This is a genomic window from Chryseobacterium angstadtii, from assembly GCF_001045465.1.
GTDB lineage: Bacteria > Bacteroidota > Bacteroidia > Flavobacteriales > Weeksellaceae > Chryseobacterium > Chryseobacterium angstadtii.
The window spans coordinates 115,367-131,145 of sequence record NZ_LFND01000004.1 but is presented as its reverse complement, the minus strand read 5'-3'; the positions used below and the strand labels follow the sequence as shown (position 1 = coordinate 131,145).

Below are 15,779 nucleotides of genomic sequence, written 5' to 3'. Positions count from 1 at the left end.
ATAAATTGTTACATTTTAAACTTATGAAAAGAAACGACATAAAAACAATTTTAGTAATCGGTTCAGGGCCCATCATCATCGGGCAGGCAGCTGAATTTGATTACGCAGGAACGCAGGCTTGTTTGTCTTTGAGAGAAGAAGGCTACAAGGTGATTTTGATCAACTCAAACCCTGCAACTATTATGACGGATGTGGAAATCGCAGATAAAGTATATATCGAGCCTATTTCCCTTCAGTTTGTAAGCCACATCATCAGAAAAGAACGTCCGGATGCTCTTTTACCTACGCTTGGAGGACAGACAGGTCTGAATATGGCGGTAGAACTGGAAAAATCAGGAATTCTTGAAGAATGTAAAGTGGAAGTTTTAGGAACTAAGCTTTCTGCAATCAATAGAGCGGAAGACAGAGATCTTTTCCGTGAGCTGATGAGAGAACTGAACGAACCCGTTCCGGAATCAGATATCGTAAATACAGTAGAAGGAGCTATTCGTTTTGCTGATGAGATTGGATATCCGGTCATTGTTCGTCCTGCCTTTACAATGGGAGGAACAGGTGGAGGTATCGCCTCTACGGAAGCTGAATTGAAAGAAATCGCTGAATTAGGATTGAAATACAGTCCGGTGACGCAATGTCTTATCGAAAAATCAATTGCAGGTTTCAAAGAAATCGAATACGAAGTAATGCGTGATGCGAACGACAATGCGATTGTGGTTTGTAACATGGAAAATATAGATCCGGTTGGAGTTCACACAGGAGATTCTATTGTAGTGGCACCCTCTCAGACACTTTCGGACAGAGAATATCAGCTTTTGAGAAATGCCTCTCTGAAGATCATCAGAGCCTTAGGAATTGAAGGAGGTTGTAATGTACAGCTGGCTTTGGATCCGCATTCATTCAACTACTACATCATTGAGGTGAATCCTAGAGTTTCCCGTTCATCCGCACTGGCAAGTAAAGCAACTGGATATCCGATTGCAAAAATTGCAGCGAAAATCGCGGTAGGTTTAACACTTGACGAAATTATGAACCCGGTGACAGGAAAAACATACGCATGTTTTGAACCTGCACTTGACTATGTGGTAACAAAATTCCCGAGATTCCCATTCGATAAATTCGAAACGGCGGACAGAAGATTGTCTACACAGATGAAAGCAACCGGAGAAGTAATGGCTATCGGTAGAAATTTTGAAGAATCTTTACAGAAAGCCATCCGTTCTCTTGAAACCGGAATCAGACATTTAGGATTAAAAACAAAACAGGCTGAAGCGTTAACGGCTGAAGAAATCGAAAGAAGAATCAGAGTTTGTGATGATGAGAGACTTTTCATTATCGGAGATGCTTTAAGAAAAGGATATGACTGGGAGCAGATTGTAGAATGGAGCAAGATTGATAAATTCTTCATCTGGAAACTGAAAAAACTGGTTGATTTCGAAAAAGTAATCGCTGCCAACAAATTTGACAAAGAAACTTTAATTGAAGCTAAAAAATTAGGCTTCGCAGATATGAATATCGCCCACCTTTGGGAAGTGAAACAGCGTGAAGTTTTCAATTTCAGAAAAGAAAATGGAGTAATGCCGGTTTACAAAATGGTAGATACCTGCGCGGCTGAGTTTGAAAGTGAAACCCCGTATTTCTACGGAACTTACGAAGAAGAAAACGAAAGCGTTGTTTCAGATAAAGAAAAGATCATCGTTTTAGGTTCAGGGCCTATCAGAATCGGGCAGGGAGTAGAATTCGACTACGCAACAGTTCACTCGGTTTGGGCCATTAAAGAAATGGGTTACGAAGCGATTATCATCAACAATAACCCTGAAACCGTTTCTACAGACTTCTCTATCTCAGATAAATTATACTTCGAACCATTAACGGAAGAAGATGTAATGAATATTATCGAGCTTGAGAAACCTAAAGGAGTAGTGGTTCAGTTTGGAGGACAGACGGCCATCAACCTTGCCGATAAACTGGCTTCACATGGGGTACAGATCCTGGGAACTACTCTTGAAGACCTTGACAGAGCTGAAAACAGAGACAAGTTTGAAAAAGCGCTTCAGGAAATGGGAATTCCTCAACCATTAGGAAAAACATCCACTTCAAAAGAAGAAGCCATAAAAATTGCCAACGAGATCGGTTATCCGGTTCTGGTTCGTCCAAGCTACGTATTGGGAGGCCGCGCGATGGAAATTGTGTACGGTGAGGCTGAACTTGCCTACTACATGGAAAATGCCGTTGAAGCAAGCCCTAAACACCCGGTATTGGTAGACAAATACATGGTAGGAAAAGAAATAGAAATTGATGCCATCTGCGACGGAGAAACAGTAGTGATTCCGGGAATTATGGAGCACATCGAAAGAGCAGGAGTACACTCCGGAGACTCTATCGCGGTGTATCCTACACAGAATGTTTCACAGAAGGAAATTGATACCTTAGTAGACTACACACAAAGGCTGGCCAAAGGATTGAATGTGATTGGTTTAATGAATATCCAGTACGTTCTTTTCGAAGGAAATGTTTATGTAATCGAGGTGAACCCACGTTCTTCAAGAACAGTTCCTTTCCTGTCTAAAATTACAGAAGTTCCTATGGCAAATCTGGCAACAAAAGCCATCTTAGGACAAAAGCTGACAGATTTAGGCTACAAAAACGGTCTGGTTCCAAGCAAAGAAGGTGTTTATGTAAAAGTTCCTGTGTTCTCTTTCTCAAAACTGACGAAAGTAGACATCTCTTTAGGCCCTGAAATGAAGTCTACAGGAGAAGTAATGGGTAAAGATACCACTCTGGAAAAAGCACTTTACAAAGGACTGATTGCAGCAGGAAGAAAAGTACCGATGCACGGTTCCATTCTCTTCACAGTAGCAGATAAGCACAAAGAAGAAGCTGCAGCTCTGGCAGAAAGATTCCACGAAGTAGGATTCAGAATCTGGGCTACAGAAGGAACGGCCAAATATTTCGAAGGCAAAGGAATTCCTTGTAAAATAGGCTACAAAATAGGAGAGGAAGATGTGAACCTGATCGACCTGATCCAGAAAGGAAAAGTTCAGTATGTTGTTAATACCACCACCAAAGGTAAGCAGGCTGAGAGAGACGGATTCCAGATCAGAAGAATGAGTGTGGAAAACGGTGTTCCTTGTCTGACGTCAATGGATACAGTAGAAGCCATCCTGAAAGTAATTGAAAGCATGAGTTTCAAAATGGAGACGATGTAATCATCGAAGCCAGATAATATATTTCAAACCCCGCGAGTTTTCTTGCGGGGTTTTGTTTTTCAAGAAAAATTAAATTGTTTGTTAATTTATAGAATTTGTATAAATTCGCTAAAAATTAATAATATAATTTCCGATTAGTATACATTTTTTACTTTTAAAATGGGCTAAGGAGATTATTTTATAAATGAAAATTAAAAAACACACATCTTAAAGCATGAAGAAAATCTTTTTTCTATTGATAAGTACATTCTGCTTATCACAAAACATTAATTTCACTTGGGTACAGGGAGGTAATCAGATTGAGCAGGATGCTGAGTTTGGCATTTACGGATTGGAAAGCAGTGAAAACTGGCCCAATATTTTGAAAGAAATGTCTTATGTTGCAGATAGTGATGGGACTTTCTGGATGTTTGGCGGCCACAGTACAGGTTGGGTGGGTAATGCCTCAAGCTTATTATGGAGCTATAATTCCCAAAATAATAATTTTACGTTTAGAAAGGGATGGCTTTATCATGACTTTAACGGATACAATAAAGGAGTAAATGTAGAGAGTTATAGAAATGTTCCCGGAGCGGTAAGACAGTCTTCCATGTGGTCTTCAACGAATAAAAATTTATATATTTTTGGAGGAGCAGATGCATCCGGTAAGCAAAAAAATGATTTGTGGAAATTCAATAGCCTCACCAATAACTGGATTAAAATTTCTAACGGAACATCCAATGGAGAAGGCAATTTCGGAACAAAAGACATTGAAAACCCTGCAAATATTCCTCCTGCATTGATCAATACAACCACATGGACTGATTCATCAGGAAATCTATTCCTTTTTGGTGGAAAAACATCAAACGGAAACGAATACAATACCGTTTGGAAGTATAGTATTTCTACCAATATGTGGTCCTGGATAGGAGGAACAGATCAAGCCAACATCAATGGAACCTACAACAGTATTGGACAGGAAAATGCTTTAAACCAGCCCAGTTCAAGATTTGGAAGTTGCAGTTTTAAAGATTTACAGGGAAACATATTTATTTATGGAGGCTATCACAGTACCGCGACTCAGGGATACAATTACAATGATTTATGGAAATTTAATCCTGTAAACGGATTGTGGACCTGGCTAAAGGGAAGCCAGACAAGTACTGAGAACATTGCTGCGGGCGTAGGAATAGAAAATACGAACAATATGCCGGGAACCATAGACGGTTCCAAACCCAATAACTGGACAGATAAAAACGGGAACTTTTGGATTCAGATCAATTACTATATGTGGAAATATAACCCAGCCAGTAATTCCTGGACCGTTATGAAAAAAAACGGAAATCCTCCTGTGACCCAACCGCCGGTGTATGGAACATTGAATGTAGAGGATGCACAAAATTTCCCGGGATTCAGAAGTTCTTCAGCCTGCTGGACCGGAAATGAAGGAAATCTTTATTTGTATAACGGAAACATCACTTCTTCAGGAAATTATGGAGTTGATTTCTGGAAATACAATATCACTACCAATAATTGGGTTCGGATAAAGGGTCCGGGAGTGACAAGCGGCGGTAATTCATATGATTTTGTTTCCTATGAAAAGCTGGAAGGTCTTGTAGAAAGTGAAAATACTCCGGGTGGAATGGCCAAATATGGTGCTCAATGGAAAGATGCTGAAGGAAATCTATGGGTATATGGAATTTATGGAAAATATGGTAACGAAGTAAACACTACAGCGTACTCTTCTGTTGATTTATGGAAGTTTATTTCCTCACAAAAAAAATGGCAATGGATCAACGGCAACGAAAACAGTTTTTTTAAATCTTATACAGGAGATCTGATCAATTACGGATCACTCAATACCGAAAACAAAAGAAGCGCGCCGGGTCGCCGTATTGACGCAATGTCCTGGACAGATGCCAACGGAAATCTCTGGATGTTCGGAGGGCAGACGCCACAGGTAAACTCTTATTATCAGGATCTGTGGATGTACAATAAAACATCCAATAACTGGGTTTGGAAAGGAGGTGTACAAAATGCCAGTTTAGGATCAAACAGACGCGCAAATTACGGAAGCCAGGGAATATATTCTTCAACTAATATTCCGGGAGCAAGAGTAAGAGGAAAAACATGGACAGATGCCCAGGGTAATTTTTATCTGTATGGCGGCTACGGATTTGATGAAGTATCTACCAATGAAGGCTATTTAAATGATGTATGGAAATACGATGTCAGCATAGATCAATGGGTATGGTTAAGCGGAGATAAAACAGTTAATAACTTCTCCGCTACCAATTATCCTCCGGCTGACTATGGAACCGGAATTAACTGGGTTGATGACAATAAAAATTTCTGGTATTTTACAAATGCTAAAATGTGGAAATATCAGACCAGCACCAATAGCTGGTCTACAATAGGAACTCCTCCTCCTTACGGAAATGCAAATTATGGAACTATGGGAACAGAAAGCGCAGCCAACTTCCCTGGCGATAGACCTAAAGCATTAACCTGGAGCGGAAAGAATGGTGATTTATGGCTTTTTGGCGGAAACAGTTCATCTCAACAGAATCTTTGGAGATATAATATTCTTACAGCCAATTGGACCTGGATGTATGGCCCTCAAACCTCATCTTCATATAATTACGGCCTGTTAAATGTCCCTTCTAATACAAATTTACCGCCTTATAGACGCTATTCTGCAACTTGGAATGACAATGCCGGCAACCTGTATTTATTCGGGGGTACACAAACAGAAACTTATGATCATTTGAATTATAATGATGTTTGGAAAATAGACATGACAGGCTATTATCTGAATACCAATGAATCTCCAAAATCAAATACGGAGTTCAAAATTTATCCTGCCCTTTTCTCAAGTGAGATTACAATAGAATCGATTGAGAAGTTTGAAAAGATATTGGTTACTGATTTTTCAGGAAAAAATATTAAAACTGTCAATTTTAATTCAAGTAAAAAGCAGACTGTTAATTTGTCAGATTTAAGTGCAGGAGCTTATATACTAAGCGTATATGGAACAGAAAATAAAGTTTTGTTTTCCGGAAAAATTATAAAAAAATAATACATTCATCAGTTAAATAATAGAGTACTGACAGAAGAATAACCCGAACGTTTTAGTTTCATACAGCTGTTCTTTTGTCAGTACAACTTTTTGATGAATACTCAGAAAACTTATTATTGGAGCCGGGAAAAACATCTTCTTATAAGTGAGAAAATTTAGAAAAATAGGGGGTGTGGTTTAAAGCATAGCTCTTTATTGTATCTTTACAAAAACACCACCATGTCCTCAGAATTTACTCCCGTTTTAAATCACTTTTCCCAATACATCAAGCTCAGCGAGACTTTAAAAAAAGAACTGCTCGACAGATTATCCTTTCAAACCTTTGAAAAGGGAGAACTTCTGCATGATGCTGATAAGATCTGCACCAAAAGCTATTTTATCCTAAACGGCCTGACCAGAACCTATTACCTGAAGGATGGAACAGAAATCAGCGAGTATTTTTCCTGCGAAAACGAATGGGTGAATTCTCCCAAAAGCTTTATAGGACGCATAAAAGACATCTATTTCATCGACTGTCTCGAGAAAACGGAAACCTTCTGCCTCAAAGTAAACGATCTGGGATACCTGTTCGATAATTTTCCTGAAATGGAAAGATATGCACGACTTTCTATGGGAAGTGTGTTCGGGCACCTGATGGAACGTATTACCTCCCAAAGATTTACCACTGCCAAAGAAAAATACGAACATTTTCTGACGGTTTACAAAGGAATTTATCACAGAATTCCGTTGGGAATGACGGCTTCTTATCTCGGAATTACACAATCCACACTCAGCAGATTAAGGGCAGAAAAGTAGTTTTTGATCTAGAGCAAAAATAATCCGGAAAGACTGAGATATTTTTGTTAAAAAAAACAATGAAACTACTATTTAAAATTGCCTTCCTCCTGATTTTCACCTGTAATCTTGTTAAAGGTCAGGATACCATTCAATCTAAAAATACAGATGCTGTTTTGTATAAACCCTCCAAAAATGTCCGGGGCCTCGTTGTAGGATTTGGAGGATCAGAGGGAGGAAATGCCTGGGCATCGAAACGCTGGAAAACCGTAAGGGATCAGTTTTTAGACAAAGGATATGCATTTCTGGCGCTTGCTTATTTTGGGTCTGTCAACTCTCCGAAACAACTCGATAAAATTGAAATTCAGGATGTTCATAATACCATTGATATAGCAAAAAGCAAAGTTCCGACCGATAAAATTGCCGTAATTGGAGGTTCCAGAGGAGCAGATCTGGCTCTGTTGTTGGGAAGTTACTATTCTGATATCTCGTGCATTGTCGGTTTGTCGTCAAGTCATGCCGTTTTTCCCGGAAATACAGATCATTTTTCTACATCCAGCTGGACGTTTGGCGGAAAAGAGCTTCCTTTTGTCCCGGTGAATGAAGCTGCAGTTCCTTTTATGATGGAACGGAAAATAAGGAAAGCCTTTGAAGCGATGCTGCAGGACAAAACTGCCGAAGAAAAATCACTCATAAAAGTTGAAAATATCAAAGCTCCGGTGCTGCTGATGTCCGGAACTGATGATGAAATCTGTCCTTCATCGGAAATGTCAGAAAAAATAATTCAAAGATTAAAAAACAAGCGGTTTCATTACCGTTATGAACATATAGAGTTCAAAGGAGGGCATTCTGAACCTTACCAGCATTTTGATAAAGTCTTTGATTTTCTTCAGAATAACTTTTAATCTGAACCTCAGTTGAAGTTGTAATCATCTTTTTATAATTCACTCAAAGGGTTTTTATTCACTTGGAAACCCTTTATTCATCGTGTATTTATGGAAGCTAAATTTTATGATTTATATCAATTTTTATTTAGAATTAATAAAAATAATATAATTTTGCGCAACTAACTTACTTATACAATGAAAAAATCAATTATTTCTGCCTCTTTACTGGCGGTTTCCATGCTGAGTGCCCAGAAAACGGATACGGTCAGAGTCTCTGAAATTCAGTCTGTGTCATTGCAGGGAACCCATAATTACAGAACAAAGAAAACAGAATCTGTAGCGAGACTTCCTCTTGAAAACCTGGAAAATCCAACTGTTTACAACATCGTTCCTAAAGAAATTATCAGCGAAATGAATGCCGTGGATTTTAATACAGCAATGGCATCTGCTCCGGGAATTGTAGTGAATAACAGTGTGAACGATAGTGGAAATGATATCTTTCTGAGAGGATTCAGCTCTTCTGCCAACTTCAGGAACGGACTTATTCAAAATCCGAGAGTACAGTCTGAAATAGCCAATGTAGAAAGGGTAGAAGTGATTAAAGGGCCTTCAGGAACCCTGTTTGGAGGTACATTGGCCAACTATGGCGGTGTCGTGAATATTGTAACCAAAAAACCTCAGGAAAACTTTGGCGGAATTATCGGATATACGACAGGAAGCTGGGGAATGAACCGGATCACGGCAGATGTGAATGCCCCTTTGAACAAAGAAAAAACAGCGCTTGCCAGATTTAATGTAGCTGCTTATTCCCAGGATTCTTTTCAGGATGCAGGATACAATAAAGGACTGTTCTTTTCAGGAAGTATTTTATATAAAGTAAGTGATAAAACCACCGTTACTTTAGATACGGAATTCCACGCTCCGGAAAAAACCTTGAATGCATATGTGAGACAGTCTGAAAAATTGACAATCACATCTATGAAAGACCTTACAGGAGCTCACCAGAGATCATTTACCAGCAATGATATTGGCTCCAAAAGAACCAACTTCGTGACGATGGCAGAAGTAACTCATAAATTCAATGATCAGTGGACATCCAGAACTTCATACCAAAGAGGAATGGCCAATGAAAATGAATCTATATTTTTAGTTTTAAGCTATATTGATAATAATACTGTAAGTCGTGGAATCCGTCCTTTTGACAGCTACAAAATTACAACGGACAATATTCAGCAGAATTTCATCGGAGATTTTAAGATCGGAAATTTAAGAAACAGACTGGTAGTTGGTCTGGACTATTATCAGCAGAGCGCCAAAAACCAGTACGGAATGTTTAAAAGAAACGCGACAGATACCGTAGGTTCTGTTTTTGCACCCTACGATATCATTAAATTGAATGAGACTTCACCGTGGCAGCCTATTTCCAGAAGTCTGGTAGAAAATTTAGAAAGAATTCCGGTCAATCCGAATCCTGGGAGTCTGGATAATCCAAGCAGCCTGACAAAACCAACGAATTATGAGATCACAAGATTCAGTACATTCAGTGCTTATGTCTCCAATGTATTGAATGTGACGGATAATCTATTGGTGATGGCCAGTTTGAGAATGGATAATTACAAAAACGAAAATACAGTTGTCAATGGAGTGGAAGTATCTGAGGCGAATGGTTTTCAGCCCAAATACGTCATGGGATATACGCAGACTCAGTTCTCTCCGAAATTCGGATTGGTTTATGAGATTGTGAAAGAGCAGATTTCATTCTTCGCCAACTATGTCAACGGATTTAAATACTTCGCTCCGTCTGCCAATCAGGACGGAATCCTTACCAAATGGGATCCCGAACAGGGAAATCAGGTTGAAGGAGGTTTTAAACTGGATCTTTTCGGCAAAAAACTCCTTTCAACGATTACTTACTATCACATGAACGTAAAAAACCGACTGATCGCAGATCCTTCCGGAATGGGAAACAGACAGGATGGTAACGTTAAAAACCAGGGATTTGAGATCGATTTTATAGCCAATCCTTTTAAAGGCTGGAATATCGTTGCCGGCTACGGATATAATGATAATAAAAATGACGACAGAAGTAAAGACAATGGCAAAAGAATCGCCTGGACCCCTAAACATGTTGCCAATCTCTGGACCAGCTACAAGATCATGGATGGTTCTTATGAAGGATTAGGCTTCGGGGCAGGATTCAATTTTGTAGATAAAACCTATATCAATATCACCAACCATTTTCTGTCTCCCGCTTATACTACCGTAGGTGCTACCATATTCTATGATAAAAAGAAATACAGAATAGGAGTAAAAATGAATAATGCATTGAATGAAACGTACTGGAACTTCTACGGCCAGCCCCAGAAGCCCAGAGAAATTCTCGCCAATTTTGCTTTTAAATTCTAAGCTTTTATAAACAAAATAAGAGCGGTAATGCTTTGCCGCTCTCATGTATTGATAGATATGGAAAAGAAAACAACAGATAAGAAGAAACGGCAGGGGAAATCTCCCGTCAAAAAAATAACCGGATGGCTGCATCTCTGGCTCGGATTGGTTTCAGGGATTATCGTACTGGTGGTGACGCTTTCCGGAACGATGTTCGTCTTTTGTGATGAAATTATCGACCTTTGCGGAGGAAGCGCGAAATATGTACAGGCTCCTGCCCATGCACAAAAACTGTCCCCGGAAGAGTTATTGGCTCAGTTTCATCAGCAGGTGCCGGACAGGAAAGCATTTTATTTTGATACCTATAAAGAGGCCGACAGAAGCTTCAGGGTAGCTTCCGCCACTCAACCTCCGAAAGACAAAAATAAAAAGGCATCAAAGAAAGGAAAATCAAAAGAACGGGGTCCCAGAGGCGTATTTGCCTACCATTATCTTGATCCTTACACCGGAAAAGTAATCGGTTCAACAAAAAGCTACGAATTTTTCTACGTGGTGGCCCATATTCACGCTCAGCTTCTGGCGGGTAAATTTGGAAAAACAGTAGTTGGAGTAGCCTCTATTATATTTTTTGTACAGCTTATTGGCGGTTTGATTCTCTGGTGGCCGAAAAAATGGAACAAAACAACAAGAACGACAGCATTCAAAATAAAATCAGGAACAAAATGGAGAAGAAAGAATTATGATTTTCATAATGTTTTTGGGTTCTATTCCCTGCTTCCGGCTGTATTTATTACGATAACAGGGCTGATCATGGCTTATGAAATTCTAACGAACCTTACCCAGGAAGCCTTCGGCGGGACAAAGGATGCCCATAAAATTGCAGAAAAGTATGAACCTCAATTTGATCCGGATAAAAAAGCACTTACCTATGCCGCTTTTGCAGATAAAAACTTCAGAAAATTTCCCGAGGCCAGACAGTTTAGAATGAGCATTCCGAGGAATGATTCAGCTACGGTTTATCATGTGGTAGCCGCTCAGTTTATCGGATTGAAAAGTCTGGAAAAAGGAAAAAGCATGGAAGCAAACAAATATACCGGAGAAGAAATTATTTATCCTGAGAAAGTGCAGAGGCATGAAATCATAGAACATATGAACTTTGATCTTCACGTAGGATACTGGGGTGGAATGTTTGGAAAAATTTTCACTTTTGCCATCGGTATTATCTGTACAAGCCTTCCCGTTACCGGATTCCTGATCTGGTGGGGAAGACGTAAAAAAACACCCAAAAAAGTAACCGTCAATTTGAGTAATTCTTAACTATCCTTACAACTTAAATAGATCTGATGGTTAAAAGAAAAAATACATTCATCAACATAGAAACCAGTATCATGAACAACCGGCTTAAATGCTTATTATTAAACCTGTTTCTGCTTCTCAGTCTGTCGGGCAAAGCACAGGAAAAAATCTCAATCGGAGAAAAAAAGAATTTATCTTCAGCCATTCTTAACGAAAACAGAGAAATATGGATTCATCTTCCGAAAACCTACAACGATAGCAGCATCCACCCTGCAAAATACCCGGTAATCTATCTTCTGGATGGTGAAATCAATTTTGAGTCCTATGCCGGAATGAGCGATTTTCTGGCCAAACCACCCTACGCTGATATGCCCGAATGTATCGTTGTCGGAATTAAAAATACGGAAAGAACCAGAGACCTGACTCCTACAAAGTCACACAAAAAGAGTCCGGTAAATCCTGATGTGGTTCTTTTCGGAGACAGTGGGGGAAGTGAGAATTTTGTAAGATTTATTCAGGAAGAATTAAAACCTTTCATCAATAAAAACTACCGGACCCTTGATTATTCCATACTGGTAGGGCATTCTTTCGGTGGACTTTTTGCCGTGAATGTACTGCTTACCCATCCTGAATATTTCAATGCTTATGTAGCGAATGATCCAAGCCTATGGTGGGACAACAAAATTTTGATCACCAAAACAAAAGAATACCTGGATAAGAACAAAAAGTTTCCGGACCATAAATTTCTGTATGTTTCGCAAGCCGATAACGAAGAACAGAACAAAAACTGGAACTCGGATATGACGCAGGCCATTGAAGAGTTCAGGGGAATTGTCGAAAAAAACGGATCTCTGAACTACAAACATCATTTCTTTGAAAATGAAGTTCACGGAACAGTTTCTTACCCGGGAAATTATGATGCTCTGAAATATATTTTTAAAGGATTCAGAACAGATATTAAGAAACTGTCTAAAAATCCACAGCTGCTGGAAGAAGAATACAAAAAATTTTCACAGAAAGCAGGAGCAGAATTTATCCCTTCCGAAAGCTATCTGAATGTCATTTTAAAATTTATGAAGACCAATGGCTTTAAAGAATCAGAAACTTATTTTGATGGATTAAAAAATAAACTTTATCCTCAAAAAAACTAGGGAAGGCCTTTGTAAACCGAATATATAATGCAATAGAAATCTCCGGGATTATAAAGGTATCAACAAAAAACGTCTAATTTGTCATATTTGATTTTACTTGAAGAAACTTTCTGTCTTTGGATGGAGAGTTTCTTTTTTATTGGATTGATTAAACTAAAAAAACCATTCAATTGTTAAAAATTAACGGAAAAACATTCAATTCAATAGGAACGGGCTTTAGCCCGTTTAAACATAAAAACACACAAAGCACGGCTTTAGCCAAAACCTAGCTTCTATCCTGTAGATCATTTTCCCATTGATCAAACTGCAAAAATATTTAGACTGGTTTAAAATCCGCTCCATCTGCAAAATCTGCGCGGGAAAAACAAATAACCCATCTATCATAAAAAATCCTCTTATGCTCCCTTTAATTAATCTTATAATACGGCTCCGAAAAATACTTACTCGGTTTGATATACACCGTTTTTCTATCCGCATCAAAAATCCAGTTGAACCTTCGCAGCAAATCAGCCCCGAAATAATTGACTGTCTGTTTTTTCAGATCACCAACAAAAAAACCGGCCGAAACATCTTTTAAAACACTATTTCCCACTTTCAGGAAAGGAAGTATGGCCTGTTTGGTAACGATACTTTTTCCGCTTGAATTTTTCAGTGTTTTTTCTCCCGTTATCTTCAGTTTTTTATCCAGCTCTTTTTCGGCGGCGAAATCATTACTGTATAACAACCCTCCCGAATATCCGGATTGAAGTACGAAATAAGCTTCCTGCTGCTTGTCGCCGTCAATAATGTTATCTGCTGCAATATAAAAAGCTTCCTCTTCATATAATGTGGTAATAGGTTGGTACCCTTTCAGATCGGGCTTTTGATTATATATAATGAACTGATTATGATCATAATCAATTTTAAATGCTTTTCCTCCGAACAGAGCAGTTCCAATCTTTCCGTCTGCTTCGTGTCCGGTCAGTTGATTATCTGAAAAACGGATGTTATTTAAAGTTAACTTTCCAATCTGAACGGTATTATTTTCACTGATTTCGTCTTTATTAAAAACAATATGATCTGCCTTTCTTTGCCTATCCGGAGAAATAGAAGCACCTTCCATTGCGATCTGGAACATCAGATCCAGAGAGTCTTTTTTATTGACCAGCGTTTTTACAATGATATTATTATGTTTCGTAATTCGGAAAGGAATGGTTTGTTGTGCATAGCAATTGAAAATACCACAAGAGAAAAGAAAAATAAGGCTTATTTTTTTGAACATATAACGTGATTAATGGTTAAAATCGTGAAATTTAAAATTACCCATTATCTTTGGAAAAGCAAATACTAAATTCATATGATTCAAAAACTTCTTGACAGTGGCCTTCATTGGGAAAAAAAAGAATTCAGGAGAAATGAATTTCTGAAGATCTCAGGAAGTACGGATACTCATATTTATTTTGTAGAAAGCGGTAGTGTCCGGATTTTTATGATGGATGAAAAGGAAGAAAGAATCATCCGCTTTGGATATACAGGAAATATTATTGTATCTCTTGATTCATTTCTGTCCGGAAAACCATCGGATTTTTATATTCAGGCGATAAAAAAGACCGGTGTAAGGGTAGCTTCTAAAAAAGACTTTTACGAATTTATCCGGTCGGGTGAAGAGAATCTCAGATTTTGGAACAGCATTCTGGAAGACCTTGTTTTGCAGCAGATTGAAAGAGAAAAGGATTTACTGATCAATTCACCTAAAGAACGTTTTGAAAGAGTATTGAAAAGAAGCCCTAAACTTTTTCAGGAAGTGCCCAACAAATACATTGCGAATTATCTTAGAATGTCTCCGGAAACCTTGTCGAGGCTTAAAAAATCTTGAGTTCAGTCAAGATTTAAGAAAAAAGTGATTCCGAAATTTGTATAAAAATAATCAATGAAATTTTCTACGTCACAATTATTGGATGAACTGAAAGCCCGGACTTTGATACATATTCAACACGCAGAGCGCCTTTTGCAGGAACCTGAAGATAAAATAAATTCCAGAATTTCAGAAAACAGCTGGAGTGTGCTGGAATGTATGGAGCATCTCAACCGCTACGGCAAATTCTACATTCCGGAAATAAGCCGCAGGATTTCTTCTTCTAAAACTTCCCCTGCATCTGCTTTCCAATCCGGAATTCTCGGAAATTATTTTGCTCAATCCATGCTTCCTAAAGAAAAACTGAATAAAATGAAAACCCTTTCAAACATGAATCCAATCCATAGTGAACTGAATAAAACGGTGGTGGAAGAATTCATCAGACAGCAGAATCAAATCCTGGAATTACTCGAAAAATCAAAAAATATCAATCTCAATAAAGTGAAAACCAGCATCAGTATTACCAGACTGATAAAATTGAAACTGGGAGATACGTTCCGTTTTGTGATCAATCATAATACGAGACATATGAAACAGGCAGAACGGATTTTGGAGAATATTTGAGATAACGGCGGTAAAGATTCCAAATAATGATTACTTTTAAATCAATGGAAATCATCTACCGAAAAACAATACAGACTCCACTGGGGGAAATGGTTGCCTGCGCCGTTGAGCAGGGAATCTGTCTGCTTGAATTCACAGACAGAAAGAATTTTGAAAAACAGTTTATATCTCTTTCAAAAGCTTTAAAGGCCGGTTTTGAAGATGGAGATCACAGGCACTTCGTGCAACTCGAAGAAGAACTGAAAGAATATTTTGAGGGACGAAGAGCTAAATTTGATGTTCCGCTTTATACCACAGGAACAGAATTTCAGGAAAAGGTATGGCAGCTTCTGCGGGAGATTCCGATGGGCGAAATCCGTACGTACAAACAACAGTCTGAATTTCTGGGAAATCCTAAGGCAATACGTGCAGTAGGAACGGCAAACGGAATCAATAAAATTGCCATTCTGATCCCCTGCCACCGCGTAATTGGTTCAAATGGAGAGCTGGTAGGTTATGCAGGAGGAATCTGGAGAAAACAAAAATTATTGGAATTAGAAAAGGCTATTTTGTTTTGATTTTTGTAAA

The 15,779-nt window shown here is 38.6% G+C and carries 11 protein-coding genes; 10 read left to right on the top strand and 1 reads right to left on the bottom strand.

Annotated features, from left to right (window positions below; translation table 11 throughout):
• The first annotated feature begins 23 nt into the window (after nucleotides 1-23).
• The 7 genes from carB (at nucleotide 24) to ACM46_RS13930 (ending at nucleotide 12,754) form a co-directional block, all read left to right on the top strand.
• Nucleotides 24-3,203 (top strand): carbamoyl-phosphate synthase large subunit, encoded by a 3,180-nt coding sequence (carB, locus tag ACM46_RS13960; RefSeq protein ID WP_048507293.1) that lies wholly within the window; start codon nucleotides 24-26, stop codon nucleotides 3,201-3,203.
• 214 nt (nucleotides 3,204-3,417) lie between these two features.
• Nucleotides 3,418-6,261: a T9SS type A sorting domain-containing protein gene (locus ACM46_RS13955; protein ID WP_048507292.1), complete on the top strand. Its 2,844-nt coding sequence runs from the start codon at nucleotides 3,418-3,420 to the stop codon at nucleotides 6,259-6,261.
• Nucleotides 6,262-6,480: 219 nt separating this feature from the next.
• Complete coding sequence (locus tag ACM46_RS13950; protein WP_048507291.1) at nucleotides 6,481-7,056, top strand: Crp/Fnr family transcriptional regulator; 576 nt, start codon at nucleotides 6,481-6,483, stop codon at nucleotides 7,054-7,056.
• A gap of 59 nt (nucleotides 7,057-7,115) precedes the next feature.
• Entirely contained in the window at nucleotides 7,116-7,940 is an 825-nt protein-coding gene (locus tag ACM46_RS13945; protein WP_048507290.1) for an acyl-CoA thioester hydrolase/BAAT C-terminal domain-containing protein, read from the top strand.
• 177 nt (nucleotides 7,941-8,117) lie between these two features.
• Complete coding sequence (locus ACM46_RS13940; protein WP_048507289.1) at nucleotides 8,118-10,328, top strand: TonB-dependent siderophore receptor; 2,211 nt, start codon at nucleotides 8,118-8,120, stop codon at nucleotides 10,326-10,328.
• A 57-nt stretch (nucleotides 10,329-10,385) separates the two neighbouring features.
• Nucleotides 10,386-11,624, top strand: coding sequence for a PepSY-associated TM helix domain-containing protein (locus tag ACM46_RS13935; protein ID WP_048507288.1), 1,239 nt, complete (start codon nucleotides 10,386-10,388; stop codon nucleotides 11,622-11,624).
• A gap of 26 nt (nucleotides 11,625-11,650) precedes the next feature.
• The gene (locus tag ACM46_RS13930) at nucleotides 11,651-12,754 is read left to right on the top strand and encodes an alpha/beta hydrolase (RefSeq protein WP_048507287.1); all 1,104 of its coding nucleotides are present in this window, start codon (nucleotides 11,651-11,653) and stop codon (nucleotides 12,752-12,754) included.
• Nucleotides 12,755-13,160: 406 nt separating this feature from the next.
• Here ACM46_RS13930 and ACM46_RS13925 read toward each other — a convergent pair whose 3' ends face one another.
• Nucleotides 13,161-14,015, bottom strand: a complete 855-nt coding sequence (locus tag ACM46_RS13925; protein ID WP_048507286.1) for a hypothetical protein — start codon at nucleotides 14,013-14,015, stop codon at nucleotides 13,161-13,163.
• Between the two features lie 75 nt (nucleotides 14,016-14,090).
• Here ACM46_RS13925 and ACM46_RS13920 point away from each other — a divergent pair, with 75 nt between their 5' ends.
• Genes ACM46_RS13920 through ACM46_RS13910 form a run of 3 tightly spaced genes read left to right on the top strand, consistent with a single transcriptional unit; the run spans nucleotide 14,091 to nucleotide 15,769 of the window.
• On the top strand, nucleotides 14,091-14,609 hold the full coding sequence (locus tag ACM46_RS13920; protein WP_048507285.1) for a Crp/Fnr family transcriptional regulator: 519 nt from the start codon (nucleotides 14,091-14,093) through the stop codon (nucleotides 14,607-14,609).
• A 54-nt stretch (nucleotides 14,610-14,663) separates the two neighbouring features.
• Nucleotides 14,664-15,212 (top strand): DinB family protein, encoded by a 549-nt coding sequence (locus ACM46_RS13915; RefSeq protein WP_048507284.1) that lies wholly within the window; start codon nucleotides 14,664-14,666, stop codon nucleotides 15,210-15,212.
• A 44-nt stretch (nucleotides 15,213-15,256) separates the two neighbouring features.
• Nucleotides 15,257-15,769, top strand: a complete 513-nt coding sequence (locus ACM46_RS13910) for a methylated-DNA--[protein]-cysteine S-methyltransferase (RefSeq protein ID WP_048507476.1) — start codon at nucleotides 15,257-15,259, stop codon at nucleotides 15,767-15,769.
• Nucleotides 15,770-15,779: the final 10 nt, after the last annotated feature.

What these genes read in the sequence shown, in the direction of transcription:
- ACM46_RS13930 (WP_048507287.1), top strand. Translation starts at nt 11,651, where the DNA reads ATGGTTAAAAGAAAAAATACATTCATCAACATAGAAACCAGTATCATG.
- ACM46_RS13910 (WP_048507476.1), top strand. Translation starts at nt 15,257, where the DNA reads ATGGAAATCATCTACCGAAAAACAATACAGACTCCACTGGGGGAAATG.
- ACM46_RS13955 (WP_048507292.1), top strand. Translation starts at nt 3,418, where the DNA reads ATGAAGAAAATCTTTTTTCTATTGATAAGTACATTCTGCTTATCACAA.
- ACM46_RS13950 (WP_048507291.1), top strand. Translation starts at nt 6,481, where the DNA reads ATGTCCTCAGAATTTACTCCCGTTTTAAATCACTTTTCCCAATACATC.
- ACM46_RS13940 (WP_048507289.1), top strand. Translation starts at nt 8,118, where the DNA reads ATGAAAAAATCAATTATTTCTGCCTCTTTACTGGCGGTTTCCATGCTG.
- ACM46_RS13925 (WP_048507286.1), bottom strand. Translation starts at nt 14,015, where the DNA reads ATGTTCAAAAAAATAAGCCTTATTTTTCTTTTCTCTTGTGGTATTTTC.
- ACM46_RS13945 (WP_048507290.1), top strand. Translation starts at nt 7,116, where the DNA reads ATGAAACTACTATTTAAAATTGCCTTCCTCCTGATTTTCACCTGTAAT.
- ACM46_RS13935 (WP_048507288.1), top strand. Translation starts at nt 10,386, where the DNA reads ATGGAAAAGAAAACAACAGATAAGAAGAAACGGCAGGGGAAATCTCCC.
- ACM46_RS13915 (WP_048507284.1), top strand. Translation starts at nt 14,664, where the DNA reads ATGAAATTTTCTACGTCACAATTATTGGATGAACTGAAAGCCCGGACT.
- ACM46_RS13920 (WP_048507285.1), top strand. Translation starts at nt 14,091, where the DNA reads ATGATTCAAAAACTTCTTGACAGTGGCCTTCATTGGGAAAAAAAAGAA.
- carB (WP_048507293.1), top strand. Translation starts at nt 24, where the DNA reads ATGAAAAGAAACGACATAAAAACAATTTTAGTAATCGGTTCAGGGCCC.